We start from the raw sequence: 25888 nt of genomic DNA, 5'->3' as shown, positions 1-25888 counted from the left end.
CTCCTTATCGTATTTGCGAAAATCTGATGTGCAACTCTCTTTCCAGATTTTTAAGTACAGCAACCTCTTTTCTAGTTACAAAAGCAACTGACAAACCTTTATTTCCAGCTCTTCCGGTCCTTCCACTCCTATGCGTATAATAATCGGTTTGATCCGGTAATTCATAATGCACTACAAAACCTAAGTTCGCCACATCGATACCTCTTGCCGCTACATCGGTAGATACTAATAATTGTAAGGACTTATTTTTAAAACCTCGTAGCGTTTTATCTCTATCCTTTTGCGTCATCTCTCCTTCTAGTAAACCAACCTTATAGTTCATAGACCAAAGTTGCTGATATAACTCCCTGGCAGCAGCTTTTGTTCTAGTAAAAACAATTCCTCTTTGCTGCTTTTTGGTTTTTAAAAAATAGGTTAAGGTATCTAACTTAGCTGATGAATCAAGAACCACATATTGATGCTCTATAGACTTATTTACAGCATCTTGTTGATCTACAGTAATTCGAATTGCATCTGGTTTCAGGTATTTTTTTACAATATCGTCTAATGTTGCAGGCATAGTAGCAGAAAACAACCATACGTTTTTAGACCTCCCTGTAGTTGCTAATATTTTTTCTAGATCAGCTTTGAATCCCATGCTAAGCATTTCGTCGGCTTCGTCTAAAACCACAGTTTCAACCTTAGCCAAATCAATTACTTTTTTAGCCATAAGGTCTACTAATCTTCCTGGAGTGGCTACAATGATATGTGTAGGTCGTTGTAATCGCTTAATCTGTATATCAATTTTTTCGCCTCCATAAACGGCCTCGGTAAAAATTTTATCAGTGTATTTTGTAAATTTAAAAAGTTGCTTAGCAATTTGTTGTCCTAGTTCTCTTGTTGGAGCCAAGACCAAAGCCTGGACTTTAGTATTTTTAGGATCAACTTTAGATAGTAATGGAACACCAAAGGCAGCAGTTTTACCTGTACCTGTCTGTGCTTGACCAATAAAATCTAAATCATTGTTTAACAGTACCGGAATAGCTTGTTCTTGAATCTTTGTAGGCGAAACTATTCCTAATTCCTTTAACCCCTTAACTACATCCGTAGAAACACCTAAATCTAGAAAACTCATAAATATTATCGAATTTAGGCACAAAAGTACATTATTTACCTAAGGCGTTAAAACAATAACCCATGAGTTTAGCAAGCAATCTTAAGAAAGTAGAAGAAGTACTGTCTCTTTGCGGTAAGTCCTTTTTTATGGTAATGATTTTCGTTCATACAGAAACCACCCGAACAATTAAAATCAGCACCTTCATCCGAAGATAAGAAGTCCTTAATAGCTGATGCTATGATAGTATTAGTATCTGCTCCTGCAACCATATTAGCGTGGTTATGGTCATCACAGTGATGATGTTCACTAACTTCAGTAACTAGGGCATCTTGTGTATGATGTTCACTAACTTCAGTAACTAGGGCATCTTGTGTATGATGTTCAGGATGAATAGCTTCAAAATTCGACAAAATAACACTTTTAACTTCGATTTCACCTTTACTTTGTTGGCTAAAAACTTTTGTTGTAAAACATAAAGATAACATTATCAATGAAATAGATGCTAATTTTGTCATATTCTGCAAAGTGTTATTTAGTTAGCTATATTTTAAAATTTAAAAACAAAACCTATAATTCTTACAATTAAACCCTTTAGTTATTTAAATTCATCGCTAAAATACACAAAAATTAGATCAACTACCAAATAAGATCGAAATTTTAACACACTACGTTGACTCCAAAACAGTAAATTATTATTTTAACCACCTACAACCTTTTAAAAATCAGCCACCATGAACAACTAAAACCAAATCCTTACTATTATAAATAGCATTCAACGCTCTCAAAATCGACAGTAGTACTTGTTATTCCTCAAAAGCGGAATACTCTATTTGTAGAAAAATAAATTTTACTCAATCTGTAACAAAATTTGCATTCCAATGACTAACTTTATAGAAACATCAAATTAACTTAATAATGAATACTCTAAAAACACTGATCGTAGCTTTAGTATTAGCTATTATTGCTCCTGCCAATGCGCAAGATGTAGATGAAATCCTAACCAATTATTTTGAAAATACTGGCGGTATTGAAAAATGGAAAAACCTGGAAGGTGTAAAAATGGTTGGCGTCATGAAAATGCAAGGAATGGAAATTCCTTTTGAACAAGTAATGCTAAAAGACGGTAAACAAGCTACAAAAATTGATTTGCAAGGTCAAAAAATGACGTGGTCAGCATACGATGGTGAAACCTCGTGGACTAGAAATCAAATGACCATGGAGCCTGAAAAAAATGATAGCGAAGCGAATCAGAATATGAAAAACTTGGCTAAAGAATGGCCGTCACCTTTTCTTAACTATAAAGACAAAGGATTTACGGTAGAACTAGTCGGTAAAGAAACCGTTGATGGAACAGAAGCTTTTAAAATAAAAGTAGTAAAAGACCCTGTTGTCAAAGATGGGCAAGAAATCCCTAATATTTCTCATTATTATTTTGACACTGAAAACTTTGTTCCGATTGTTATTGAAGAAGAGGTACAAGACGGACCAATGAAAGGTCAAACGGTTAAAATGATCGTTAGTGATTATCAAGAGGTAGATGGTCTTTACTTTCCGTTTTCACAAAGCAATCAATTTCAAAGTATGGAATTTAAAGAGTTTGTTTTAAACCCTGAGATTGAAGAATCACTTTTCGTATTTCCAGAAGGAAAATAATTTAATAATACTTCAAATCCCCAAACACTCGTCTTGGGGATTTTTTTTACTCAAATTCAGTAATTATGATACAAAAATATATAATTGCCGGAGCATTGTTATGCGCCACAGTTAGCATTAAAGCGCAAGAAGTTGTTCTTAAAGGCAAAGAGCTTTTTGGCAACCTAGAAGCCCGTCATATTGGGCCTGCGCTGATGAGTGGAAGGATCATTGACTTAGCAAATCACCCTACCAACAGTCGAATTTTATATGCTGGAGCTGCAGGTGGTGGTGTCTGGAAATCTACCGATGGAGGAGCCACTTTTGCACCGATATTTGATGAACACGCCCAATCCATTGGTGCGATTACTGTTGATCCTAATGATCCTGATAACACCATATGGGTTGGAACTGGTGAAATCTGGACTCGCAATAGCGTTTCCGTTGGAGATGGCCTTTACGTCACTAAAGATGGCGGAGCCAATTGGAAGAAAGTTGGCTTTGACAAATCAGAGCGTATCAGTAGTATTACAATCAATCCCTCTAACTCTAATGAAATTTATGTTGGCGTATTAGGTGCTTTATGGGGTGATAGTGAAGAACGCGGTATTTACAAAACCACTGATGGAGGTAAGAATTGGGAAAAAATATTATATATCGATCAAACTACCGGTGCTGGTGATTTGGTAATGGATCCTCAAAATCCAGATGTACTTTATGCTTCTATGTGGGAATTTAGAAGAACCGCTTGGGGTTTCAATTCAGGAGGACCTAACAGTGCACTATATAAAACTACGGATGGAGGGAAAACCTGGAATAAAATACACAACGGATTTCCAGAAGGGAATCTAGGAAGAATTGCAGTTGCTGTCGCCCCTTCGGACCCAAAAATTGTTTACGCCGTTGTCGAAAGCAAAAAAGATAAAGGATTATACAAATCTGAAGATTACGGTAAAAGCTGGAAGTTACTTAATGGAGATTTTGGACTGGTAGTAAGACCATTTTATTTCTCAAGAATTGTAGTAGATCCTAAGAATCCAGATATTTTAGTCAAAGGAGGCTTAAATGGTTCAATTTCTAGAGATGGAGGTAAAACCTTCAAGAATCTTGGAGCTATGCACTCCGATATTCACGACATTATTTTTGATATCAACAATTCAGATCGCATGTATGTCGGCACTGATGGAGGCGTGTATCGAAGTTGGGATGGTGGTGCTACCTTAGATATGGTAGACAATTTACCATTATCTCAATTTTACCATATTAGCGTAGATAATGAAGAACCATACAATGTATATGGAGGTTTACAAGATAATGGATCCTGGTATGGCCCCTCCTCTTCTCCGGGTGGTATAGAAGCGCGTGATTGGACCAGAGTTGGAGTCGGTGATGGTTTTAGAGTGTTGAGGCACCCTACTAAGCAGATTATTTATTCTGAAATGCAAGGAGCGCAAAACCTATGGCGCTATGATATCGCAAAGAACCAAACCAAGAATGTGAAACCACTTAAGGTCAAAGGAAAGGCAGATTTAAGATTTAACTGGAACGCCCCTATTGCTATAAGTGAGCATCAACCTGACAGATTATATATAGGTAGTCAATTTCTGCACGTCAGTGAAGACCAAGGTGATAACTGGAAAATTATTTCTCCTGATTTAACTACCAATGATCCTGCAAAGCAGGATAAAGAGTCTGGTGGTATTTCTAAGGATAAATCCGGGGCTGAAACGCATACAACCATCTTTACCATTGCAGAATCACCACTAGATGAAAAAACAATATGGGTAGGTACTGATGACGGTAATGTACAAATAACTACCGATGGTGGTAAGAACTGGACGAATGTTGTAGAAAACGTTCCGAACCTACCAAAAAACACCTGGGTTTATCACATAGAAGCTAGTGTGCATAATGAAGGAACCGCATATGCGGTTTTTGATGGTCATAATAATAATGACATGAATCCCTATGTTTATAAAACAACCGATTATGGTCAAAGCTGGAAATCATTAGTTACTGATGATATTATCGGTTTTGCCAGAAATATTCAAGAGGATTATGAAAATGAAGATATCCTATATCTAGGTACTGAGTTTGGACTATTTATTACTATTGATGGTGGTAAAAATTGGTCTAGATTTACCAACAACATGCCAGCAACAGCAGTACATTTTATCGATTTGCAGAAGAAAACCAATGATCTTGTACTAGGTACCCACGGTAGAGGCGTCATTATTATTGATGATATCTCTCCTTTGAGGCAAATAAATCAGGCCACGTTAAATAAGGATGTGCATTTTTTTGACACTAAACCTTATGTAGTAACCGAGGAAGGTGGTTTTGGCGGAGGAAGCACTGAACTTCAATTTGTGGGAGCTAATCCTAGTTCATCTGCTCAAATTATTTACTACCTTAAAAAGAGACACACCTTCGGTAAAATGACCTTATCCATAGAAGATATGGCAGGTAATGAAATTGTATCCTTAACACCCGGTAAATCTAAAGGTATTAATATTGTAGACTGGAATTTTAGAACTAAAGGACCGAAGGTAGCAGCAGGTAAAACACTGACTTTTGGAGGGTTTACAGCTCCAAGAGCTCCTGCAGGCAGCTATAAAGCTGTACTTTCCAAAGGAAAAAACAGGTATGAAACTACAATTGAAATCAAAAACGATCCTAATTCCATCGTTACTGAATCCGAGCGAGCTCAGCAACAGAAAATTGCTAAAGCACTTTTTGATGACATGGAAGAGTTAGCATATTTAGTGTATCGTATAGATGAAATCATCAAAACTGCTGAAGAGCTTAAAAAAAATGATCCTAAAGCTGAAAAAATTACCAGTGCTGTAGTTTCAAAACTCAATGACCTTAAAAAGACATTAGTTGTCACTACTGGAGACAACTATGTAAATGAAGCTGAGCCTGAATTAAGAGAAAAGTTATCTGAACTGTATGCGGAGGTTGCTAATCAATTTGAAACCCCATCTGCCGGACAATTAGAGAACAAAGCTATATTAGAAGCGCAGCTTGATAAGGCTTTAGTCACGTTCAAAACTATACAAGAAAAAGAAGTGGACAAACTAGAGAAGTATTTAGCAAAAAATGAGAAGCCTGCAGTTACTTACAAGGATAAGGCAGCCTTTTTAAAATAAAGTTTATCAATTACTTAATACTTGTGAAGCCTCCTGATTTAGGAGGCTTTTGTATTTTTAGACATAACGAAGATGATCGTACTTGTTCATAACTAGTTGACAAGAAAGTGATCAATAACAAAACATACGTTCATCTATTACGTATTTTTAGTAAACGTTCTTTTATTATGGAAAACAGGGAAACAAACTTACTGGCCTTACGACCAGAAATCTTAAGTGCTAAAGTACACGATAACATGACTGCCGACGAAAAGTTTCAGAACGAAACCATTCGACCTATAGTGAAACTTCAAAACGACTTACTTATCGAAGTATTTAGAAATTATATAGCGAAAAGAAAAAACACATTTTATGATCTCACTGTAGAAAAAAAATTATCCTATATTGAAAATGCCATTCAAAAGGATATGAAGTTTAGAAACAGTTTAAAAGGTATGATCATAGGTCAATTTACCGTAGAGGAGTATTTAATCTATATTCAAAATTCATCTGCGCTCAATAAGCGAATGATGAATATTGTAAAGGAAAGATTACAAAGCAATATCCAACTGTTGGAAAGAAAGATATCCGTATAGGGATTTACCTATTATTCCTTATAGAAAAAGCCCTGCTAAATTCATTTAGCAGGGCTTTTATTAAATCATATTTAATAGTCAGAAAAAAGTCGGAAAAACATTTTTTCCGCCATAAAACCTAGTTTTTGTCTATTAGTTTCCCCCTTCTAAGGATTTAAGCTTATTCTTCATTGCTTCAGCTCTAGGGTCATCTAACTGATAAAAAATATTCATCAGTGTACGAACTACTTCAACATTATCAGGTTTATTATTAAGCGCACCTTCTAGATAAGGAATTGCTCTCTTATAAATCCCTTGTCTTTTTTCATTAAGCTCATCATATCTCTTATAGTCTGCACTTGATGTACCTAAGCTATTCATTTCTTCTACAAGTGCTGCTTCTTCACTAAGAATTAATGAGGCTATATTCACTTGAGCCGATGTATAATCAGGTCTGATCTCTAATGCTTTTTCATAATATGCAATAGCCTGCTCATTATCACCTAACTTGGAAGAACTAACACCTAAATTATATAATAAATCAGCATTTTCAGGATCATTGGCAACAATTTGCTCCATAATCTCCTTGTACTTAGCTATATTACCAAGCTTATAATACATATCCGCTTCTGCTTGCATCAAAGAAGAATCCTCAGGGTTCTCTTCTTTAGCTTTCTCCATAGCTTTCATGGCTAACTCATCTTTTCCTTGATTGATGTAAATTAGCGCTACATTCTTAGCTATCTCTCCTGTTTTAGAAGCAGTAACTCTCATTTCAGGTTTAATGTGTGTACCAGCTTTTACTGTTAAATCTCTAGCTTGTTTGCTATCAAACACATCAACTTCTCCTGTTTCTTTGTTAGTTGCAACATATTGCTCTGTAGATCCATTATAACCTAAATCTAACAGCGTATTATAATAATCTAACGCAGTGTCATATTCTCTGCCATTAACTGCATTACCTGCTGCGTAGTATAGATAAACCGTATCTTTTTTGTTGGTTTTGTAACCCAGATACAATTTGTCAGAAGCTGCTTTGTAATTAGAAGCATTTTGATCAGCAATTGCCTGTTCTATCAAGGACTGACGAAGCTTAAGCAACTGTGCTTGCGCATCTTTGCTATTTTTAGAAATATCAAATTTCTCCTCTACCTCAGCAACTTTTAAAAATGCTTCAGCAGCTTTTTCTAACTTCTCCACAGAAGTACCTGCAGAAGCAGCATATGCCTGACCTTTCAAAAAATAATATTCTGATTTTTCTTTTTCATCTGCTTGTGCTAGCTGAGCTTCAGCAGCATTAAGCGCTTCAATAGCTGTATCAAGCTCCCCCGATCTTAGCGCTTTAGAGGCAGATCTAAGTGCCCTTTTTTGAGAAAATCCTGTAGCACCGATTGCAAGAAAAAGTACTACGATAAATTTAGTCTTCATTATTTGAATGTTTATAGAATTTAGTTTAATCTTCGCTTTCATTATCAATTATTGTGCCAGCCTCCCCTTCACCTGAAGAATTGGCCTCATTTGTTAATTCATCTTCATCGCTTATTTCGTCCTCGTCCTGCATCACCTTAGCGACCGCCGCAATAGCATCTTTACCTTTTAGATTAATAAGCCTTACTCCTTGTGTGGCACGACCCATTACTCTTAAATCTTCCACTGCCATACGAATTGCAATTCCAGATTTATTAATAATCATGAGATCATCTGCATCAGTAACATTTTTAATAGCTACCAAACCACCTGTTTTATTGGTAACGGAAATAGTTTTAACTCCCTTTCCTCCACGATTAGTGATTCTATAATCCTCTAGGCTAGAGCGCTTTCCATATCCGTTTTCAGAGACCACTAAGATATTACTTTCAAAATCATTTACTGAAACCATACCAATTACCTCATCATTATCATCAGCTAATCGAATACCTCTAACACCCGATGCATTTCTACCCATAGGCCTTGTTTTCTCTTCCTCAAATCGTATAGCTTTACCTGATTTCACAGCTAACATCACCTGACTTTTTCCATCAGTTAACTTAGCTTCAAGCAGTTCATCACCATCCTTAATAGTAATAGCATTAATACCATTAGTTCTTGGCCTTGAATACTGTTCTAAAGAAGTCTTTTTAACCTGACCCTTTTTAGTTGCCATAATGACATAGTGAGAATTGATATACTCCTCATCTTTTAGATCCTGAGTACAAATAAATGCCTTTACCTTATCGTCATTTTCAATATTGATCAGGTTTTGAATAGCACGTCCTTTAGAAGCTTTACTTCCCTCAGGTATTTCATAAACGCGCATCCAGAAACATCTTCCCTTTTGGGTAAAGAAAATCATATATTGGTGATTAGTACCAACAAACAAGTGCTCTAAGAAATCTTCATTCCTTGTGGTACTTGCCTTTTGACCTACCCCACCCCTATTTTGCTTTTTATATTCATTAAGTGGTGTTCTTTTGACATAACCTGCATGAGAAATAGTAATCACTACCTTTTCATCTGGGATCATATCCTCAATACTTAAGTCACCTCCTGCATATTCAATAGTTGAGCGACGTTCATCACCATACTTATCTTTGATCTCAAGCAACTCTTCTTTTATAATTTCCATTCGGCGCTCTTTCTTAGCCAAAATATCCTTAAGATCTTCAATGGTCTTCATCAAATCCTCATACTCTGCTCTTAGCTTATCCTGCTCCAGACCGGTTAGCTGTCGTAGACGCATTTCTACAATAGCCTTAGCTTGAATTTCGGTAAGCTTAAAACGCTCCATTAACTTTTCGCGAGCCTCTTCTGCATTTGCAGAAGCACGGATCAGCGCAATAACCTCGTCTATATTGTCAGAGGCAATAATCAATCCTTCTAAAATATGAGCTCTTTCTTCTGCCTTTTTTAACTCATACTTAGTTCTTCGCACAACTACCTCATGTCTATGCTCCACAAAATGGTGGATCATTTCTTTTAGATTAAGTAATTGTGGTCTTCCTTTAACCAGTGCTATATTATTGACACTAAAAGAAGATTGTAAGGCGGTATATTTATACAATAAATTAAGAACAATATTAGGAATTGCATCTTTTTTAAGTACGTATACTACACGCATACCGTTTCTATCCGATTCATCTCTGATGGTAGAAATTCCTTCAATTTTTTTATCATTTACCAGGTCAGCAGTTTTCTTAATCATTTCTGCTTTATTTACCTGATAAGGAATTTCAGTAACAATAATACATTCGCGACCATTCACTTCTTCAAAAGTGGCTTTTGCACGCATTACTATTCTACCTCTTCCTGTTTTGAATGCCTCTCGAACTCCATCGTAGCCATAAATGATTCCACCAGTAGGAAAATCAGGAGCTTTGATATGTTCTATCAACTCATCAATTTCAATATCGTGATTATCAATATAGGCAACCGTTCCATCAATAACTTCTGACAAGTTATGAGGCGGCATATTGGTCGCCATACCTACAGCAATACCCGAAGCTCCATTAACTAATAGTCCTGGAACCCTAGTTGGCAATACAGTAGGTTCTTGAAGTGTATCATCAAAATTAAGCGTATGATCAACGGTATCTTTATCAATATCCGCCATCATATCCTCAGAGATCTTACGCATACGTGCTTCCGTATAACGCATCGCTGCAGGACTATCACCATCAATAGAGCCAAAGTTTCCTTGACCATCTACTAACATATAGCGTAGACTCCATTCTTGAGCCATCCTAACCATTGTATCATAAACAGAGGTATCTCCGTGAGGGTGATACTTACCTAGGACTTCTCCTACTATTCTAGCAGACTTTTTATGAGCACTATTCGCTCTAACACCAAGTTCATGCATTCCGAATAAAACTCTTCTATGCACGGGTTTAAGACCGTCCCTAACATCAGGAAGCGCACGAGATACAATCACCGACATCGAATAATCGATGTAGGCAGATTTCATTTCATCTTCTATGTTTATTGGTATTAGCTTCTCTCCTTCAGCCATAAACAATTTAATTTTTTAAAAAACCGATTTATTGAACGCGCTAAAATAAGCATTTTAGGAGGTCCTTAACAATTTTTTTAATCTGTAATATACGGAATTTATTAACAAAATCTCGTTTTAGCACCGTTAATAAGTCATTTTTACAGAATTTTGATTATTAATCTTTTTTTTGTCTATTTACTACAAATTCACAATCTATACTTTTTAAAAGCTTACTGCCAGGGGAAAGGATAAAGTAAACTGCCAATACAGCAGAATATGCTATACATATGTTTAAAGATGGTTAAAAGGTACGGTTTTTGCCTTACTACTCTTAAAAATTTAGTATTTTAGATAGAAAGAAAAAGAAAAAGAATATATATGGATGATAATTTTTCGCCAAGAGTAAAAGATGTAATCGCCTACAGTAAAGAGGAAGCCCTTCGATTGGGCCACGACTTTATTGGGACTGAGCATCTGATGCTTGGATTATTGAGAGACGGAAGCGGTAAGGCCATTAACATCCTTGACGCATTAGATATTGATTTAAATAATTTAAGGAGAAAAGTAGAAATATTAAGTCCCGCAAATTCGAACTTAACTACTTCTCCAAATGAAAAAAAGAATCTGCATCTTACCAGACAAGCAGAGCGAGCACTGAAGACCACTTTTTTAGAAGCAAAGCTTTTTCAAAGTTCTTCTATTAATACAGCACATTTATTGTTGTGCATATTAAGAAATGAGAATGACCCCACCACGAAACTTTTAAATCGTTTAAAAGTGGATTATGATAACGTAAAAGACCAGTTTAAATATATGATAGCCAACGAAGAAGAATATCTAGACACCCCAAAAGCTGAATCTTTTTCTGATGATGATGATATGAGTTCTGATTCGTCTAAAGAGAATCCTTTCAGCTCCTCAGGAGGTGCTGCAAAATCTAACAAAAAATCTAAAACACCAGTATTAGATAATTTTGGTAGAGATTTAACTGCTATGGCAGAAGAAGGTAAATTAGATCCCGTAGTAGGAAGAGCCAAAGAAATTGAACGAGTATCTCAAATACTAAGTCGAAGAAAGAAGAACAACCCATTACTTATCGGTGAGCCAGGAGTAGGTAAATCCGCTATTGCAGAAGGGTTAGCCCTGAGAATCGTTAAACGGAAAGTGTCTCGAATACTTTTTGATAAAAGAGTTGTTACTTTAGATTTAGCAAGCTTAGTGGCTGGTACTAAATACAGAGGACAGTTTGAAGAGCGAATGAAGGCAGTAATGAACGAATTAGAAAAGAATGAAGATATTATTCTTTTTATCGATGAGATTCATACCATTGTCGGAGCCGGTGGAGCAACCGGAAGTCTTGATGCTTCCAATATGTTTAAACCAGCTTTAGCCAGAGGGGAAATTCAATGTATCGGTGCAACAACACTTGATGAATACCGACAGTATATAGAAAAAGATGGTGCTTTAGAACGACGTTTTCAAAAAGTGATGGTAGAACCTACTAACATTGAAGAAACTATTGAAATTCTTAACAACATCAAAGAAAAGTATGAAGATCATCACAACGTATCTTATACCGATGAAGCAATAAAAGCCTGTGTAAAGCTGACGAACCGCTATATGACGGATCGTTTCTTACCAGACAAAGCTATAGACGCTTTAGATGAAGCTGGATCGAGAGTACATATCACTAATATTGATGTTCCTAAAAAAATTCTTGATCTCGAAAAGAAACTGGAAGAAGTAAGAGAACTCAAAAATAGTGTTGTTAAAAAACAGAAATACGAAGAAGCAGCAAAACTTAGAGATGACGAAAAGAATCTCGAAAAAGAACTCAATGTAGCTCAGGAGCAATGGGAAAAAGAATCGAAGTTACATAAAGAAACCGTTGATGAAGAAAATGTAGCTGATGTAGTATCCATGATGACTGGTATCCCCGTTAATAGAATTGCACAAACTGAGAGCAATAAACTTGCGGAATTACCTAGCCTTATTAAAGGTAAAGTGATTGGTCAAGATGAAGCGGTAGCTAAAGTTGTTAAAGCGATTCAACGTAATAGAGCTGGTCTCAAAGATCCAAATAAACCTATTGGTTCGTTTATATTCTTGGGTCAAACAGGGGTTGGTAAAACACAACTAGCTAAAGTTTTAGCCAAGGAATTATTTGATAGTGAAGATACATTGATAAGAATTGACATGAGTGAATATATGGAAAAATTCGCCGTGTCACGCTTAATAGGTGCACCCCCAGGTTATGTGGGTTACGAAGAAGGCGGTCAATTAACCGAAAAAGTTCGACGTAAGCCGTACTCTGTAGTACTTTTAGATGAAATCGAAAAAGCACATCCAGATGTATTCAATATGATGCTTCAAGTGTTAGATGATGGGTACATCACCGACAGTTTGGGAAGAAAAATAGATTTCCGAAATACGGTGATTATCATGACTTCAAATATTGGAGCCCGTAAATTAAAAGACTTTGGACAAGGTGTTGGTTTCGGTACCTCTTCTAAAAAAGCTCAGGCTGAAGATTATGCAAAAGGGGTTATTGAAAACGCATTGAAGAAAGCATTCGCCCCTGAATTCTTAAATCGCGTCGATGATGTAATCGTATTCAATCCGTTGGATAGAGAGCATATGCACCAAATCATTGATATCGAACTGGATAAATTATATGATAGAATCAAAGACCTTGGATATGAACTTAAGCTAAGTAAAGAAGCTAAAGATTATATCACTGATAAAGGATTTGATGCGCAGTACGGAGCAAGACCTTTAAAAAGAGCGATTCAGAAATATATAGAGGATGCTTTGGCTGAGGAAATTATTAATACTAAGCTTAATGAGGGAGACAGTATTTTTATGGATCTAAACAAAGAGGATAACGAATTAACCATTGAGATTAAGAAAGCTGAAAAATCCGCTGAATCTTAACATTTATAAATTAAATAACTTAGCCCCGAATTGGTTTTCGGGGCTTTTTTTATTCCTTTTTTGTGAATAATGTCGTATATTAGAAAGTCTTCAATAAACCTATAAATTGGTATTAGTGTTTACATTGTTTTAAAATAATTGCGCTAAGAAATATTGCTGTGCATTTGTTGCACGATCAATTAGTAAGTAAGATGTAATATGGCTGAATTTTTTGATCTAGGTTTTACCCAAGTTGAAGTACATGAGGATTATATTTTAAACACCATAGAGGAAGGGTATCATATTACTTTAGAGGATAATACCATTTTATTTGAATTTGCAAAAGAATTTTTTAACAACAAACCCTTTGTTTATATTGCAAATAGAGTGAATTCGTACTCTGTAGACCCTACAGTGTATATGGAAACTGCTAGAATAGAAAGTTTATTAGGTGTAGCGGTAGTTTCTCAGCAAAGCACTCAAAAACGGCAAGTGAAATTAGAACAGACTTTTTATAAAGGAAAGCTAGCTTATTTCGATACATTAGATAAAGCAATTGCTTGGAAAAACAAACTTGTCGCAAAGAAAAAAAACAACACCTAATTATTTTTGAACATAATTAACCCCTTTTGATTACATCAAAAATGAGCTTAAAACCTATAAAAAAATACAATTTACCTTTTTGTACAACTGAAATCTATAAAGATTGTATGATTACTGTTATGAACGAAGGAGTTACGGTGTCGCCAGAACATAATGCTATCCTAACAGAAATTGCAGAATTTCACTTTAGAAACAACACTCCTTTTGTATATATCACTCACAGAATAAATTCTTACGCTGTAAACCCCTCTGTTTATCGGGAAACATCAAAAATACCTAACCTAGCTGGATTTGCGGTGGTTTCTAAAAATCCAATACAAAAGCAACAAACTAAAGTCGAAAAAGTATTCTTTGATAAGGATTTTCAAGATTTTGAAGAACTCGAAGAGGCTCTTTCTTGGAAGGATGAGATTATCAAAAGTTTTAGCAAAAAAATAAGCCAGAAATAAGGATATCTCTGACTTAGACTTTCCATACACAAAGTATGCAAACACTCGCTTAAACGGTTTTTTCCCGCTTTAACTCTACTTTGCGATATTCACTGCTCTTGTTTCTCGAATTACCGTTATTTTTACCTGTCCTGGATATGTCATATCCGTTTGAATCTTTTGTGATATCTCAAACGAAAGTCCAGCTGCGCGCTCATCATTAACTTTTTCACTTTCTACAATCACACGCAATTCTCTACCAGCCTGTATCGCATAAGCCTTTTTAACTCCCGGAAATCCGAATGCAATTTCTTCTAAATCCTTTAATCGTTGTATATAGGAATCCAATACCTGACGTCTTGCCCCTGGTCTAGCTCCACTAATCGCATCACAAACCTGAATAATAGGTGAAATTAAAGACGTCATCTCTACCTCATCGTGGTGTGCTCCAATCGCATTACAAACCTCAGGTTTTTCACCATATTTTTCTGCCCATTGCATTCCCAGTATAGCGTGTGGCACTTCTGTTTCGGTATCTGGTACTTTACCAATATCATGCAATAAACCTGCTCGCTTAGCTAGCTTAGCATTTAACCCTAATTCAGCTGCCATAACTCCGCAAAGTTTAGCAACCTCTCTGGAGTGCTGTAATAAATTCTGACCGTAAGAGGAACGATATTTCATCCTTCCAATAGTCTTTATAAGTTCAGGGTGTAATCCGTGGATACCAAGATCAATTACTGTACGCTTACCTACTTCAATAATTTCCTCATCAATCTGCTTACGTGTCTTTTTAACTACCTCTTCAATTCGTGCTGGGTGAATTCTTCCATCCGTCACTAATTTATGTAATGAAAGTCTGGCAACCTCTCGGCGCACAGAGTCAAAACACGATAAAATAATAGCCTCTGGGGTATCATCAACAATAATTTCTACACCAGTTGCCGATTCAATAGCTCTAATGTTCCTGCCTTCTCTACCAATGATTCTACCTTTAACATCATCACTTTCAATATTAAAAACAGAGACACAGTTTTCTATGGCTTCTTCGGTTCCAATACGCTGAATAGTATTAATCAAGACCTTTTTTGCTTCTTGCTTAGCCGTAAGTTTAGCTTCTTCTATTGTTTCTTGTATTAAACTCATAGAATCTGACTTGGCTTGTTCTTTAAGCGACTCCATCAATTGCTCTTTAGCCTCATCCGCGGACAATCCAGAAATTACTTCTAGTTGTTGTACTTGTCTTTTGTGTAGTTTTTTAAGCTCAGTCTGTTTCTTTTCTAAAAACTCCTGCTTATGGTCTACTTCTTTAAGCTTATTTTCTAACTCAACGTTTAATTTTTTAGACTTTGCTAATTCATTAGAAACCTGAGATTCTTTATCACGTGTTCTTTTTTCTGCCTCTGCAATTTTTTTATCTCTGGAGAGTATTACCTTTTCGTGTTCTGATTTTAATTCTATAAACTTCTCTTTGGCTTGTAGAATTTTGTCCTTTTTAATTGACTCTCCTTCGCTTTTGGCTTCTTTAATAATGCCTTCTACTTCTTTTTTAGCATTTTTAATTAACTCCGAGGCTTTATTCTTTTCTATTACTTTTGCAATAATAAAACCTAAGATGATCCCTCCTACCAGGGCAATTACTAGAAACAATATATCATTCATAATTTTTGTTTATATATAAAAAAAGCCTGCACTAGTATTGGGTTTTGTATAAACTCTGTATAAACAGGTTTAGGGCTAACAAGCTGGTCAAGAATCCGTTCTAAGACGGCGCGCTTTTACAACTTAAACTCACCCTTTTTAAAGTAATTCTTGTTGAGTTTATCAAAAAATAACAACTAGTGCAGGCAGTAACCTTACGTATTTTAATGAACTTTATGACATATGATCTTTTAATAACGCTTCTAATGCTTGTAAACGTGTTGAAGCATTAATCATATCATCATTTTTATCTATAGTTTTTTGTTCGACTTGTGCGGCAAACTGTAATGCGCACATAGCCAATACATCTTGCTTATCTCTCACTGCATAACTCTGCTCAAACTGCTTAATCATTGCCTCTATTTTTTTGGCGGCTTTTCTTAATCCTTCTTCTTGATTTGGATGTATCGTTAAGGGATACACTCTATCCGCAATAGACAATTTAATCTTAAGCTTATCTGCCATAAAAATATATTACTCTGACAACTGTGTGATACACGTATCAATCTCTCTTATTAAAGCGTTTATTTTGAGCTTTGTTTCTCTCTTATATTCGTCACTGCCTAACATTGCATTAGCATTTTTGAGTGCGCTAAATTTCTCTTCCCACTGTCTTATTTGATCTATCTGTAATTTAGAGGTATCCTCTAATTCCTTGATCTTTTCTTCTAAAACAGTATTTTGTTGTTTCAATTTATTAAACTGATGAAGCAACTTACTAATTCTATTTTCTAGAGAATCAACGATTTCAATTAAGTCACTCATTATAATCTATAGCAATGCTTAGTTACACAAAGTTAATATACCATATCAAAAAACCCAATAGTTTTTAAACTAATTTTAAGAAACCTTTATATTAGCAAATAAATTACTTCAAAAGAGAAGATTAGTTTTATACTTTACTAAGCTTTTCATATCATTGAAGCTCATTAAATTCATCACTACTCCATGCAAAAGGTTTATTGCATACTATTTTTATGCTGTTCGCTATTGACTAATGGTCAAGAGTTACAAGGGAATACACCAATTTTACCACCTATTGATATACCTCTTGCTATTTCAGGCACTTTCGGTGAATTGCGCTCCAATCATTTTCACTCTGGATTAGATATCAAAACTAATGGTGAAGAAGGGTTACCCGTATACGCCGCTTCTCAAGGAACCGTGGTAAGAATAAAAGTTTCTCACTTTGGCTATGGAAAAGCCCTCTATATCGCGCATCCTAATGGCTACACTACAGTGTATGCACACCTTAAAAAATTCGCTCCAAAAATAGAAGCCTATGTTAAAAAGCGACAATACGCCAAAGAATCTTATGAAATACAACTTTATCCTAGAAGCGGTGAATTAACAGTGGATCAAAAAGAGTTAATAGCGTATAGTGGTAACACAGGCGGAAGCGGAGGCCCGCATCTCCATTTTGAGGTAAGGGACAGTAATTCACGGCCTTTAAACCCACTAAACCACGGTATTACTATAAAAGACACCAAAAAACCAATCTTAAATGATATTTGGGTATATAGTTTTGGAAAAGAAAGTCACGTTAATGGATCGCAAAACCCTGCGCAATTAAGGATTATTACACAAAACGATGGAAGTCTTAAAGCAGAGAAGATTAATGCCTTTGGAACCATAGGTATAGGAGTCTCGGCAATTGATAAACAAAACCTGGCGAATAACAAAAATGGAGTTTACTCCTTTACTACTAAAGTGAATGGCAGTCCTATATCGGTAATTGAAATGGATAGATTTTCTTTTTCGGAAACGCGTTATTTAAACAGGCTTATCGATTACGGGTATTACAAAAAAAATAGAAATAGGATTGAAAAGTTATTCCGAGAGGAAAACAATCCCTTATCCGTATTTAAAAATACTGTTAACAATGGTTTTATAACAATTAATGACAGTTTGTCATACAGTATTACGGTTTCTCTTAAAGATGCTAATGGTAATAATACCACTTTAGAGATTCCTGTAGCAGGAAAACGTATGGAAAGCATAGAGAAAAGTGAAGTTAAGAAAACTCCTTATTTAGCAAAACACGACGATAGTTTTGTGTATAGCTCTGGTAATTTTAATTTATATATTCCAAAGGGCGCATTATATGAAGACGAGTATCTATCTATAGAAACAAACGGGGATACAATTAAAGTACACGAAGAAACTACCCCACTTCATAAAAATATGACGTTAGTAGCGGATATCAGTAGTTACAAACCTGAAGACCAACAACAACTCTATCTTGGTCGGTTAAACTACAATAATGAACCCTATTTTTCCTCAGCTGAAAAGAAAGGAAATAAGTTATCTACAAGAACACGTAATTTTGGTTCTTATGCTATCTTTAGCGATAAAAACAAGCCTACCATTGTTCCTATAAATGTTGCTGAAGGCAGATGGATATCCAATGAAGCTTTTTTAAAAATCAAAATAAATGATGAAGAAACAGGTGTTGACAATTATAGAGCCACGATCAATGGGAAATTTATACTGATGGAATATGATTATAAAACCGGTATGTTGATTTATGATTTTAGCGATGCCATTATCGCAGAATCCGAACACAACTTAAAACTAAAAGTAATGGACAAGGTTGGCAACAGCACTGAATTAAACCTAACCTTTTATAGAAAACCTTAAAATCCATCGTATTGAAAACTCAGGCTTACCTCCTTTACCTTTTACTCTTCATCAATTTTGGCTTGTGTGCGCAACAGGCAACCCTAAACGGGGTGATTTTGGACGAAAACAAGATTCCGCTCCCTGGCGCTTCAATAACCTATGCAGGAGGAGGAACTCAATCCAATAAAAATGGCGTATATGAACTACGTATACCCGCTAATCAAACCGTTAAAGTCAATATTTCATACGTTGGCTTTAAAAATATTACAGTAACCTTAAATCTAAAAGTTAATCAGGTCTACGAACTCAACCCCGTCTTAAAGACTGACGTAGAACAAATAGCTGAAGTTGTTATCAGTGGACGTGAGCAAAAAGTTGTGGAAGGAATAACCACTCTAGACCCAGAAACCATACGCAATACCCCCTCTGCCAATCCTGGTGTAGAAGGACTACTAAAAAGCTTACCAGGTGTAAGTTCTAATAACGAATTAAGTACACAATACGCTGTTCGCGGCGGAAATTATGACGAAAACTTAGTCTATGTCAATGAAATTGAAGTATACCGTCCATTTCTAATTCGTAGCGGACAACAAGAAGGATTAAGTTTTGTAAACACAGATCTGGTTTCGAATGTAGATTTCTCTGCAGGCGGGTTTCAAGCGAAATACGGGGATAAACTTTCTTCTGTTTTGGATATTACCTACAGAAGACCCACACGGATTGGTGCATCCGCAGACCTTAGTTTATTAGGAGCAAGAGTTTCAGCTGAAGGTATTACGAAAGACAAAAAACTCGCTGCAATCCTCGGTGCGCGTTATAGAGACAATAGCTTATTGGTTAATGCCAAGGATACTGAAACGAACTTCAGGCCTCGGTTTGCTGATATTCAAACCTATATTTCCTACAACCTTAGCAATACTTTTGAATTAGGGTTTTTGGGAAATATTTCGATAAACAAGTATGACTATCAACCGCTTACACAACAAACCAACTTTGGAACCTTGCAAAACCCACTGGCACTTGTAGTGTTTTATGAAGGACAAGAAAAGGATAAATATGAAACCTATTTTGGCGCTTTTAAAGGAACGTATAAACCCAATGAAAATCTATTGCTAAAATTCATAGCTAGCGGATATCATACCCAAGAGCAAGAATATTATGATATTTTCGCACTCTATCGATTAGGTGTTGTCAATACTGATATTGGAAGTGATGAAGTCGGCGATGTAGTGCTTACAGGAACCGCAGGATCTCAATTAACACATGCCCGTAACGATCTGGATGCATTAATTTTTAACCTACAACACCGAGGATCTTTTAGTAGAGACGAACATCAAATAGAATGGGGAATCAAATATACTTCAGAAGATATAAGAGATCGTGTGCAAGAGTATGAAATTATAGATTCCGCAGGGTTCTCTATTCGACCACCTATTGAAGATTTTGTAAACGACCAACCATACAATCCCTATACCAGTCCCATTGTTCCTTTTGCGAATGTTAGAGCTACCAATGATGTTCAAATAGACAGAATATCAACTTTTGGTCAATATAGTCTGCGTACAGCCATCAATAATACCGATGTATGGATCAATGCCGGAGTACGCAGTCAAACCTGGACGGTCAGTGGAGCGGGATTACAATCCACGACACAAACAGTAGTCAGTCCACGAGCTCAACTAGCTATTAAACCCGACTGGAAACGAGATATGATTTTTAGGGTATCTGGTGGATATTATCATCAGCCGCCATTTTATCGGGAACTCAGGGATTCTCTAGGAGTCGTCAGACCCGAAGTAAAAGCCCAAGAATCTATTCATCTCGTATTAGGTCACGACTATAGTTTTAAGTTATGGGATCGACCTTTCACCCTTACTTCAGAATTTTATTACAAAACACTTAATGATGTCAATCCTTACACCATAGAAAATGTACGCATACGCTATAGAGCTCGCAACAATGCAGAAGCCTATGCTACAGGGTTGGATCTAAGACTTAATGGAGAGTTTATACCTGGCACAGAGAGTTGGGTCAGTCTAGGCGTACTTAAAACTGAAGAAAACATTGATAATAGGGGCTATATCTCGAGACCCACGGATCAACGCCTTAAAATCGGTGCCTTGTTTCAGGATTATGTACCAACGATACCAAATCTTAAGATGTACCTAAATTTGGTATATCAAACCGGTGTACCTGGGGGATCGCCTAGCTATGCAGACCCTTATAATTTTCAAACCCGTTTACGGGATTATCGCCGAGCTGATTTAGGCATTTCCTATATTTTAGTAGGTCCAGAAAAACAACCTAAAGCGGATAGCTTTTTACGTCATTTCAGATCGTTAAACCTTGGCTTTGAAATCTTCAATATATTTGACAATCGCAACTCGATTACCAACACTTTCGTTAGAGATGCCTCAAGCAAGCAGCAGTTTGCCATACCCAATATACTAACTCCTAGAGTGTTTAATATACGATTGGGAATGCGATTTTAATACTTGAGGGAAGATTTCCGTATAGGTACGTAAATAATTTAAGAATTCATAAACTTTTGCAATACACTAATCGTATAATCCACATCATCCTTGGTATTATACTTTGAAAAGGAAAAACGAATAGAAGGCTTACCTAAGTCCTCTTCATCTAAGATTTCATTTAGCACATGAGATCCTTTAGTGCTACCACTCTGACAGGCACTCCCCTTAGAACAGGCAATTCCATTGATATCTAGTTGAAAAAGTAAAATCTGCGCCTTTTCTGGTGGTATGGGTAAACAAACGTTTATTAAGGTATAGGTACAATGATTAACATCGTTACATTCGGCATTAAACTTTACACCCGGTATGGCTTCCAATAACTTGTCTATAAAATACGCTTTGATTTCGGCAACATAACTACTTTCTTCCGGTAGGTTTTCCAAAGCTAAACGCAGGGCTTCATCCATCCCTACAATGTTATGCACTCCTTCGGTACCTCCGCGATAACCACGCTCCTGCTCTCCCCCAAAAATCAACGGACGTAATCCTGAGTTTTTCCGTATATAAGCAAAACCAACACCTTTGGGTCCATGAAACTTATGTGCACTGCTCGCAGTGAAATCTACGTTTAATTCTCCTAAATTGACATCAAGATGACCTATGGATTGCACCATATCACTATGAAACAAGGCGTTATACTCCTTGCATAGGTTTCCGACTCTTTCGATATCGAGTATAGTTCCCACCTCATTATTAACGTGCATTAGGCTGACTAAAACCTTTTCTTCAGCATCACTTAACAAGTTTTTTAAATGATCGTAGTCAACAGAACCACAAGGTTTAATAGTCACATAACTAACCTTAATATCATGATATTTTTCAATCTCTTGTACTGTGTGCAATACAGCATGATGTTCTATTTTGGAAGTAATGATATGTGTAACACCTAAATCCCGTACAGCACTGTTTATGGCTAGATTATCAGCCTCCGTACCCCCTGAAGTAAAGATAATCTCTGATGCTTTAACACCGAGATACCCTGCTATGTTTTTGCGGGCTTGTTCTAAATGGTTTTTTGCAGAACGTCCAAAACCGTGAGTGGATGATGGATTTCCATAATCATTAAGCACTGCGACCATTTTCTCTACTACTTCGGGCCGAATTTTTGTTGTTGCGGCACTATCAAAATACACCTTTTGCATACTATTGAACTTAAAAGAGATACTATTGACAAATCATTAATAAGATATACGTATGAAGCTGATTTTTTATCAAATCTTCAAGTTTTATAAGCACAAAACTACTTTAAATAAAATTATTTTCCTCGTTATGTACTATAATCTTTCAATTCACTTACTTTTGCCTATGTTTAAACTCAAAAAAAGTAAACATTACCTTAAATTTGTCGTCTTTATGATAAATTGATCTTGGTAATATCTTTTTATATGAAAAACTTATTCCGTTTATTAAAAATTACTGTGGTAACATTCATTGGTGGCTTTATAGTATCTTCCTGTGATGATGGAGATATTATCATCACCAATTTTGAATTTGATGATGCCACACTCCAGTTATGTACGGGTGCCAATCCAAATGAGTATGTATTTTTCAAAATCAATAGTGATATAAACGAGAGTATCTCCTTTAATTTTACCAGCACAGATTATGAAGCAAATGTTACAACTAGCTCAGGTCCTATAGAAATACAGCTCAGCCCAGAAAACCCATTGATTTATCGCCAATATAGTGCTGCCATCACCGCAGATTATTTTTGCAGTACAATTCCACCTGCAGAAATTGAAGTAGTCAATGAACTAGTCATTACAGAAGGTAAAGCGATATTGGAGGTTATCATTTCAAATGAAGATGATAATGATGGGGTACCTGCAGAGGAAGAAGATCTCAATAATGATAATAATTTAGAGAACGATGATACCGATGGGGACACGATTCCTAATTATAAAGATCAGGATGATGATAATGATAATGTGCTAACCAGTGCTGAATTACCCAATAGTATACCCGGGGACGATTCCTATAGAGACACGGACGAAGATGGTATTCCTGACTATTTAGATGATGATGATGACATGGATGGAATACCTTCTATCGAGGAGGATGTTGATGGTAATGGAACCCCAAGGAATGACGATCGACCTGATATTGGACAACAAGGCATTATAGATTACTTGGACGATGAAGCTGATATATCCTACTTTCCAGATCCGCATCCTGAAATAACCCTTATTCCGAACACTGTTATCACCACCTTTAGAACTTCAGTACGATTTGTAGAGCTGGTGGCTCCTAGAAATGCGGAGCTATTTACTGAAACTACATTTACCATGGGTAGCCGAGAAGTTACTGAATCTATAACCAATTAAGACATGAAATTAGTATATCTGATTATTTGTTTATTCACCTTAAACGCATGTAGCGAAGGCGATATTTTTGAAGAAGATATCAACTTTGATGCTCCATTGGAGCGTTGCAATAATGATAATGAATTTGTTTTTTATAAAATTGACACCTCTACCAATACTTCTTTGTCAGTAAATTTTACCAGCTCAACGTTTGAGTTTACTACCTTTAATTTAGACTCGCCGATAACCATTGCTTTAAACGGAACAAGTAATATTGTTACCTATCGCGTTTTTGAAGAACCTGTGGTTGGCGAAGATTATTTCTGTGCTAATATTCCACCGAGTGAAGTAACTCTTGTAGATGAGCTCACAGGTTCCAACGGTTCTGTAATTATTACCTATGAAATCGCTGAGACCACTGCCACAAGTACCACTTACAATCGAACAATTACGCTAAATAACATAACCCTGATTGGCCCAGGAAGAGCCATTAGAAAAGAGTTTTTAGTACTGGGTACAGATCAATTTACGATTAATAATTGATCATTTAGGGTTTTGGATGATATATACTTCCATAGCTCCTAGTCCATATTTTTTATAGTCTGCGTCAGTAACACTGACATTATCGTATCGGCTAAAGAGATATCGTAACTCTTCTTTAAGTACACCCTGTCCTACCCCGTGGATAAAAACCACGCTGGGGATTCGTTTATGAATCGCAAAATCTAATTGTCGTGTAGCAGTATCTACCTGCAATGTCAACATATCATAGTTGGTCATACCCTTTGTTGATTTTACCAATTTATGTATGTGCAAATCAACCTCCATTGCAGGTATTTCCTTTTTCTTGGGTGTGACTACAGCTTTCTTAGGTTTCTTCTTAAAAACTTCTTTTTGCTGCAGCATCTCGTGTACTTCGTCGTATGTAGGTAAATCAATGTTTTGATCGACTTTAACCAATTCTTGCGGCATAAATTTCAACGCAAAACCATCTTCAGATTCAATGGTAATAGTATCCTTATCGATAGCAAGTATCTTACCCGCTATCGGTTCATCAAGTACAGCTACATTATCGCCTATCTTCCACTCCATTACTCTTCACTATTTGATTGGTTATCATCTTGATTTTTATGAGGTATTGAAATATTTACCAAAAACAACCCTATCATTAATAAACTAAGTCCTATAGCCTGAAAATAGTAATTTTTAGAAGGTTTCGCTAATTCATAAACTAACAAACCCGCACCTGTTACAATAAATAGTATCCGAAGTATTTTAACCAACTGATTTCTGTTCATGACGCAAAAATATCAATTTAATTTTCAAAATTTATTTTAAGTCCATAGAAAAGAAATGTATATTGCAAGGTATCAATTAAAAAAATGCCTTTTGGAACAGTACAAGTTACCGTGCTTAAACAAAAAATTATTTGGAATCGATTGCCCGGGTTGTGGTATGCAGCGATCCATAGCCTTGCCAATTAAAAGTGTATTCTCCGAAGCATTTTTTATGTATCCCGCGATATATCGTCTATTATTTTTAGCATTCAATTTATTTGTTAAATATCAGTATAGTAATAAATGGACAATTAATCAAATTGGCATAACTATACTAACCACTATGGTACTTTGCTATACTACTAAATCGAATTATTTTTAACTTAATCTTTATATTATGGAAAACAATCAACCACCAAGACCGAACAACTATTTAGCATTATCAATAATTTCAACAATCTTATGTTGTTTAGTCACTGGTATAGTAAGCATTATCTATTCTACACAAGTTAATACCAAATATGACGCAGGGGATTATGCAGGAGCCGAGCAGGCGTCAAAAAACGCTAAAACTTGGGCTTTAGTAGGGATCATCGCTGGTGCAGTAATTATTTTGGGTTACTTCTTAATTTTTGGCGCTGCATTTTTTAGTGAAATGAGTCGTGGATATTAAAACCTCAAATAAGCTACTAAAATACGGGTATTTTCTATTGATCATACCCGTGTTTTTTGTTTCTAGGTATTATTATAGTTTTGATCCTGAACAATCAAGCTCAGGTTTTTTCCCATCCTGCCCTTTTCATTATCTCACAGGTTTACATTGTCCAGGTTGTGGAAGTCAACGGGCCATACATGATTTATTACATGGCAGATTTGGAGAAGCCTTTTCGCACAATGCTTTACTTCTTGTACTAATAATTTATATACTGGCACTATCATATTACTATTTAAATTACTGGTTTTTCAATAAGAAAGTATTTCATTTAGGACATCACAAATATTTTCCTAAGACCGTACTATGCATTACGGTTACTTATTGGATTTGCAGAAATCTTCCCTTTTCACCTTTTCTTAATTTAGCCCCATAAAAAAAGACCTTTACA

At 36.0% G+C, this 25888-nt stretch carries 23 protein-coding genes and 1 other RNA gene; 13 read left to right on the top strand and 11 right to left on the bottom strand.

Going from position 1 to position 25888, the window contains the following annotated elements; translation table 11 throughout:
- Nucleotides 1-4: 4 nt before the first annotated feature.
- Both EV197_RS16660 and EV197_RS16655 read right to left on the bottom strand, forming a co-directional pair.
- Entirely contained in the window at nt 5-1114 is a 1110-nt protein-coding gene (locus tag EV197_RS16660; RefSeq protein ID WP_130287942.1) for a DEAD/DEAH box helicase, read from the bottom strand.
- A 68-nt stretch (nt 1115-1182) separates the two neighbouring features.
- On the bottom strand, nt 1183-1506 hold the full coding sequence (locus tag EV197_RS16655) for a hypothetical protein (protein ID WP_130287941.1): 324 nt from the start codon (nt 1504-1506) through the stop codon (nt 1183-1185).
- 505 nt (nt 1507-2011) lie between these two features.
- Here EV197_RS16655 and EV197_RS16650 point away from each other — a divergent pair.
- The 3 genes from EV197_RS16650 (at nt 2012) to EV197_RS16640 (ending at nt 6455) form a co-directional block, all read left to right on the top strand.
- Nucleotides 2012-2749: an outer membrane lipoprotein-sorting protein gene (locus EV197_RS16650; RefSeq protein ID WP_130287940.1), complete on the top strand. Its 738-nt coding sequence runs from the start codon at nt 2012-2014 to the stop codon at nt 2747-2749.
- 65 nt (nt 2750-2814) lie between these two features.
- Nucleotides 2815-5880, top strand: coding sequence for a WD40/YVTN/BNR-like repeat-containing protein (locus tag EV197_RS16645; protein ID WP_130287939.1), 3066 nt, complete (start codon nt 2815-2817; stop codon nt 5878-5880).
- A 167-nt stretch (nt 5881-6047) separates the two neighbouring features.
- Nucleotides 6048-6455: a glyoxalase gene (locus tag EV197_RS16640; protein ID WP_130287938.1), complete on the top strand. Its 408-nt coding sequence runs from the start codon at nt 6048-6050 to the stop codon at nt 6453-6455.
- A 132-nt stretch (nt 6456-6587) separates the two neighbouring features.
- Here the strand turns inward: EV197_RS16640 and EV197_RS16635 are convergent, their stop codons facing one another.
- Entirely contained in the window at nt 6588-7862 is a 1275-nt protein-coding gene (locus tag EV197_RS16635) for a tetratricopeptide repeat protein (protein WP_130287937.1), read from the bottom strand.
- A 25-nt stretch (nt 7863-7887) separates the two neighbouring features.
- Nucleotides 7888-10422 carry a DNA gyrase subunit A gene (gene gyrA / locus EV197_RS16630; protein WP_130287936.1) on the bottom strand — a complete coding sequence of 845 codons (2535 nt, stop codon included), beginning with the start codon at nt 10420-10422 and terminating at the stop codon, nt 7888-7890.
- 360 nt (nt 10423-10782) lie between these two features.
- On the opposite strand from gyrA, the gene EV197_RS16625 reads away from it, so the two are divergent.
- From EV197_RS16625 to EV197_RS16615, 3 genes are all read left to right on the top strand, one after another.
- Nucleotides 10783-13338, top strand: coding sequence for an ATP-dependent Clp protease ATP-binding subunit (locus EV197_RS16625; RefSeq protein ID WP_130287935.1), 2556 nt, complete (start codon nt 10783-10785; stop codon nt 13336-13338).
- 198 nt (nt 13339-13536) lie between these two features.
- Nucleotides 13537-13920: a hypothetical protein gene (locus EV197_RS16620; RefSeq protein ID WP_130287934.1), complete on the top strand. Its 384-nt coding sequence runs from the start codon at nt 13537-13539 to the stop codon at nt 13918-13920.
- A gap of 107 nt (nt 13921-14027) precedes the next feature.
- Nucleotides 14028-14369: a hypothetical protein gene (locus tag EV197_RS16615; RefSeq protein ID WP_130287933.1), complete on the top strand. Its 342-nt coding sequence runs from the start codon at nt 14028-14030 to the stop codon at nt 14367-14369.
- A 75-nt stretch (nt 14370-14444) separates the two neighbouring features.
- Here EV197_RS16615 and rny read toward each other — a convergent pair whose 3' ends face one another.
- The 4 genes from rny to EV197_RS16595 form a co-directional block, all read right to left on the bottom strand.
- Nucleotides 14445-16010: a ribonuclease Y gene (gene rny / locus EV197_RS16610; protein WP_130287932.1), complete on the bottom strand. Its 1566-nt coding sequence runs from the start codon at nt 16008-16010 to the stop codon at nt 14445-14447.
- 50 nt (nt 16011-16060) lie between these two features.
- Nucleotides 16061-16169: non-coding RNA, 6S RNA (ssrS, locus tag EV197_RS16605), on the bottom strand.
- A gap of 54 nt (nt 16170-16223) precedes the next feature.
- Nucleotides 16224-16514 carry a cell division protein ZapA gene (locus EV197_RS16600; RefSeq protein ID WP_130287931.1) on the bottom strand — a complete coding sequence of 97 codons (291 nt, stop codon included), beginning with the start codon at nt 16512-16514 and terminating at the stop codon, nt 16224-16226.
- A 9-nt stretch (nt 16515-16523) separates the two neighbouring features.
- Nucleotides 16524-16814 (bottom strand): hypothetical protein, encoded by a 291-nt coding sequence (locus tag EV197_RS16595; protein ID WP_130287930.1) that lies wholly within the window; start codon nt 16812-16814, stop codon nt 16524-16526.
- Between the two features lie 183 nt (nt 16815-16997).
- Between EV197_RS16595 and EV197_RS16590 the strand changes: the two genes are divergently transcribed.
- Nucleotides 16998-18689, top strand: a complete 1692-nt coding sequence (locus EV197_RS16590; protein WP_130287929.1) for a M23 family metallopeptidase — start codon at nt 16998-17000, stop codon at nt 18687-18689.
- Between the two features lie 11 nt (nt 18690-18700).
- Nucleotides 18701-21163 carry a TonB-dependent receptor gene (locus tag EV197_RS16585; RefSeq protein ID WP_207224227.1) on the top strand — a complete coding sequence of 821 codons (2463 nt, stop codon included), beginning with the start codon at nt 18701-18703 and terminating at the stop codon, nt 21161-21163.
- 38 nt (nt 21164-21201) lie between these two features.
- Here EV197_RS16585 and EV197_RS16580 read toward each other — a convergent pair whose 3' ends face one another.
- Entirely contained in the window at nt 21202-22347 is a 1146-nt protein-coding gene (locus EV197_RS16580; protein WP_130287928.1) for a cysteine desulfurase family protein, read from the bottom strand.
- Nucleotides 22348-22590: 243 nt separating this feature from the next.
- On the opposite strand from EV197_RS16580, the gene EV197_RS16575 reads away from it, so the two are divergent.
- A complete protein-coding gene (locus EV197_RS16575; protein WP_130287927.1) occupies nt 22591-23529 on the top strand; it encodes a hypothetical protein in 939 nt (312 codons plus the stop codon).
- 3 nt (nt 23530-23532) lie between these two features.
- Entirely contained in the window at nt 23533-24051 is a 519-nt protein-coding gene (locus EV197_RS16570; RefSeq protein ID WP_130287926.1) for a hypothetical protein, read from the top strand.
- Here EV197_RS16570 and EV197_RS16565 read toward each other — a convergent pair whose 3' ends face one another.
- Both EV197_RS16565 and EV197_RS16560 read right to left on the bottom strand, forming a co-directional pair.
- Complete coding sequence (locus tag EV197_RS16565) at nt 24052-24600, bottom strand: Smr/MutS family protein (RefSeq protein WP_130287925.1); 549 nt, start codon at nt 24598-24600, stop codon at nt 24052-24054.
- Nucleotides 24600-24806, bottom strand: coding sequence for a hypothetical protein (locus tag EV197_RS16560; protein WP_130287924.1), 207 nt, complete (start codon nt 24804-24806; stop codon nt 24600-24602). Before EV197_RS16560 ends, EV197_RS16565 begins: the two co-directional genes overlap by 1 nt.
- A 55-nt stretch (nt 24807-24861) precedes the next feature.
- Here EV197_RS16560 and EV197_RS16555 point away from each other — a divergent pair, with 55 nt between their 5' ends.
- From EV197_RS16555 to EV197_RS16545, 3 genes are read left to right on the top strand one after another with little or no spacing between them, the layout of a single operon-like run.
- Nucleotides 24862-25167, top strand: a complete 306-nt coding sequence (locus EV197_RS16555; RefSeq protein ID WP_165389077.1) for a DUF2752 domain-containing protein — start codon at nt 24862-24864, stop codon at nt 25165-25167.
- 15 nt (nt 25168-25182) lie between these two features.
- Entirely contained in the window at nt 25183-25458 is a 276-nt protein-coding gene (locus tag EV197_RS16550; RefSeq protein WP_130287922.1) for a CD225/dispanin family protein, read from the top strand.
- The gene (locus EV197_RS16545) at nt 25448-25873 is read left to right on the top strand and encodes a DUF2752 domain-containing protein (RefSeq protein WP_341273034.1); all 426 of its coding nucleotides are present in this window, start codon (nt 25448-25450) and stop codon (nt 25871-25873) included. The genes EV197_RS16550 and EV197_RS16545 overlap by 11 nt, the downstream gene beginning before the upstream one ends.
- Nucleotides 25874-25888 lie beyond the last annotated feature (15 nt).

The organism is Aquimarina brevivitae (genome assembly GCF_004216895.1).
Lineage (GTDB): Bacteria > Bacteroidota > Bacteroidia > Flavobacteriales > Flavobacteriaceae > Aquimarina > Aquimarina brevivitae.
Note: the sequence above shows the minus strand (reverse complement) of the source record. Positions and strands in the feature narration are given on the sequence as shown.

Bases quoted from the DNA above. Each gene is read 5' to 3' on its own strand.
- EV197_RS16660 (WP_130287942.1), bottom strand. From the start codon at position 1,114: ATGAGTTTTCTAGATTTAGGTGTTTCTACGGATGTAGTTAAGGGGTTA.
- EV197_RS16650 (WP_130287940.1), top strand. From the start codon at position 2,012: ATGAATACTCTAAAAACACTGATCGTAGCTTTAGTATTAGCTATTATT.
- EV197_RS16645 (WP_130287939.1), top strand. From the start codon at position 2,815: ATGATACAAAAATATATAATTGCCGGAGCATTGTTATGCGCCACAGTT.
- EV197_RS16640 (WP_130287938.1), top strand. From the start codon at position 6,048: ATGGAAAACAGGGAAACAAACTTACTGGCCTTACGACCAGAAATCTTA.
- EV197_RS16635 (WP_130287937.1), bottom strand. From the start codon at position 7,862: ATGAAGACTAAATTTATCGTAGTACTTTTTCTTGCAATCGGTGCTACA.
- gyrA (WP_130287936.1), bottom strand. From the start codon at position 10,422: ATGGCTGAAGGAGAGAAGCTAATACCAATAAACATAGAAGATGAAATG.
- EV197_RS16625 (WP_130287935.1), top strand. From the start codon at position 10,783: ATGGATGATAATTTTTCGCCAAGAGTAAAAGATGTAATCGCCTACAGT.
- EV197_RS16620 (WP_130287934.1), top strand. From the start codon at position 13,537: ATGGCTGAATTTTTTGATCTAGGTTTTACCCAAGTTGAAGTACATGAG.
- EV197_RS16615 (WP_130287933.1), top strand. From the start codon at position 14,028: ATGATTACTGTTATGAACGAAGGAGTTACGGTGTCGCCAGAACATAAT.
- rny (WP_130287932.1), bottom strand. From the start codon at position 16,010: ATGAATGATATATTGTTTCTAGTAATTGCCCTGGTAGGAGGGATCATC.
- EV197_RS16600 (WP_130287931.1), bottom strand. From the start codon at position 16,514: ATGGCAGATAAGCTTAAGATTAAATTGTCTATTGCGGATAGAGTGTAT.
- EV197_RS16595 (WP_130287930.1), bottom strand. From the start codon at position 16,814: ATGAGTGACTTAATTGAAATCGTTGATTCTCTAGAAAATAGAATTAGT.
- EV197_RS16590 (WP_130287929.1), top strand. From the start codon at position 16,998: ATGCAAAAGGTTTATTGCATACTATTTTTATGCTGTTCGCTATTGACT.
- EV197_RS16580 (WP_130287928.1), bottom strand. From the start codon at position 22,347: ATGCAAAAGGTGTATTTTGATAGTGCCGCAACAACAAAAATTCGGCCC.
- EV197_RS16575 (WP_130287927.1), top strand. From the start codon at position 22,591: ATGAAAAACTTATTCCGTTTATTAAAAATTACTGTGGTAACATTCATT.
- EV197_RS16570 (WP_130287926.1), top strand. From the start codon at position 23,533: ATGAAATTAGTATATCTGATTATTTGTTTATTCACCTTAAACGCATGT.
- EV197_RS16565 (WP_130287925.1), bottom strand. From the start codon at position 24,600: ATGGAGTGGAAGATAGGCGATAATGTAGCTGTACTTGATGAACCGATA.
- EV197_RS16560 (WP_130287924.1), bottom strand. From the start codon at position 24,806: ATGAACAGAAATCAGTTGGTTAAAATACTTCGGATACTATTTATTGTA.
- EV197_RS16555 (WP_165389077.1), top strand. From the start codon at position 24,862: ATGTATATTGCAAGGTATCAATTAAAAAAATGCCTTTTGGAACAGTAC.
- EV197_RS16550 (WP_130287922.1), top strand. From the start codon at position 25,183: ATGGAAAACAATCAACCACCAAGACCGAACAACTATTTAGCATTATCA.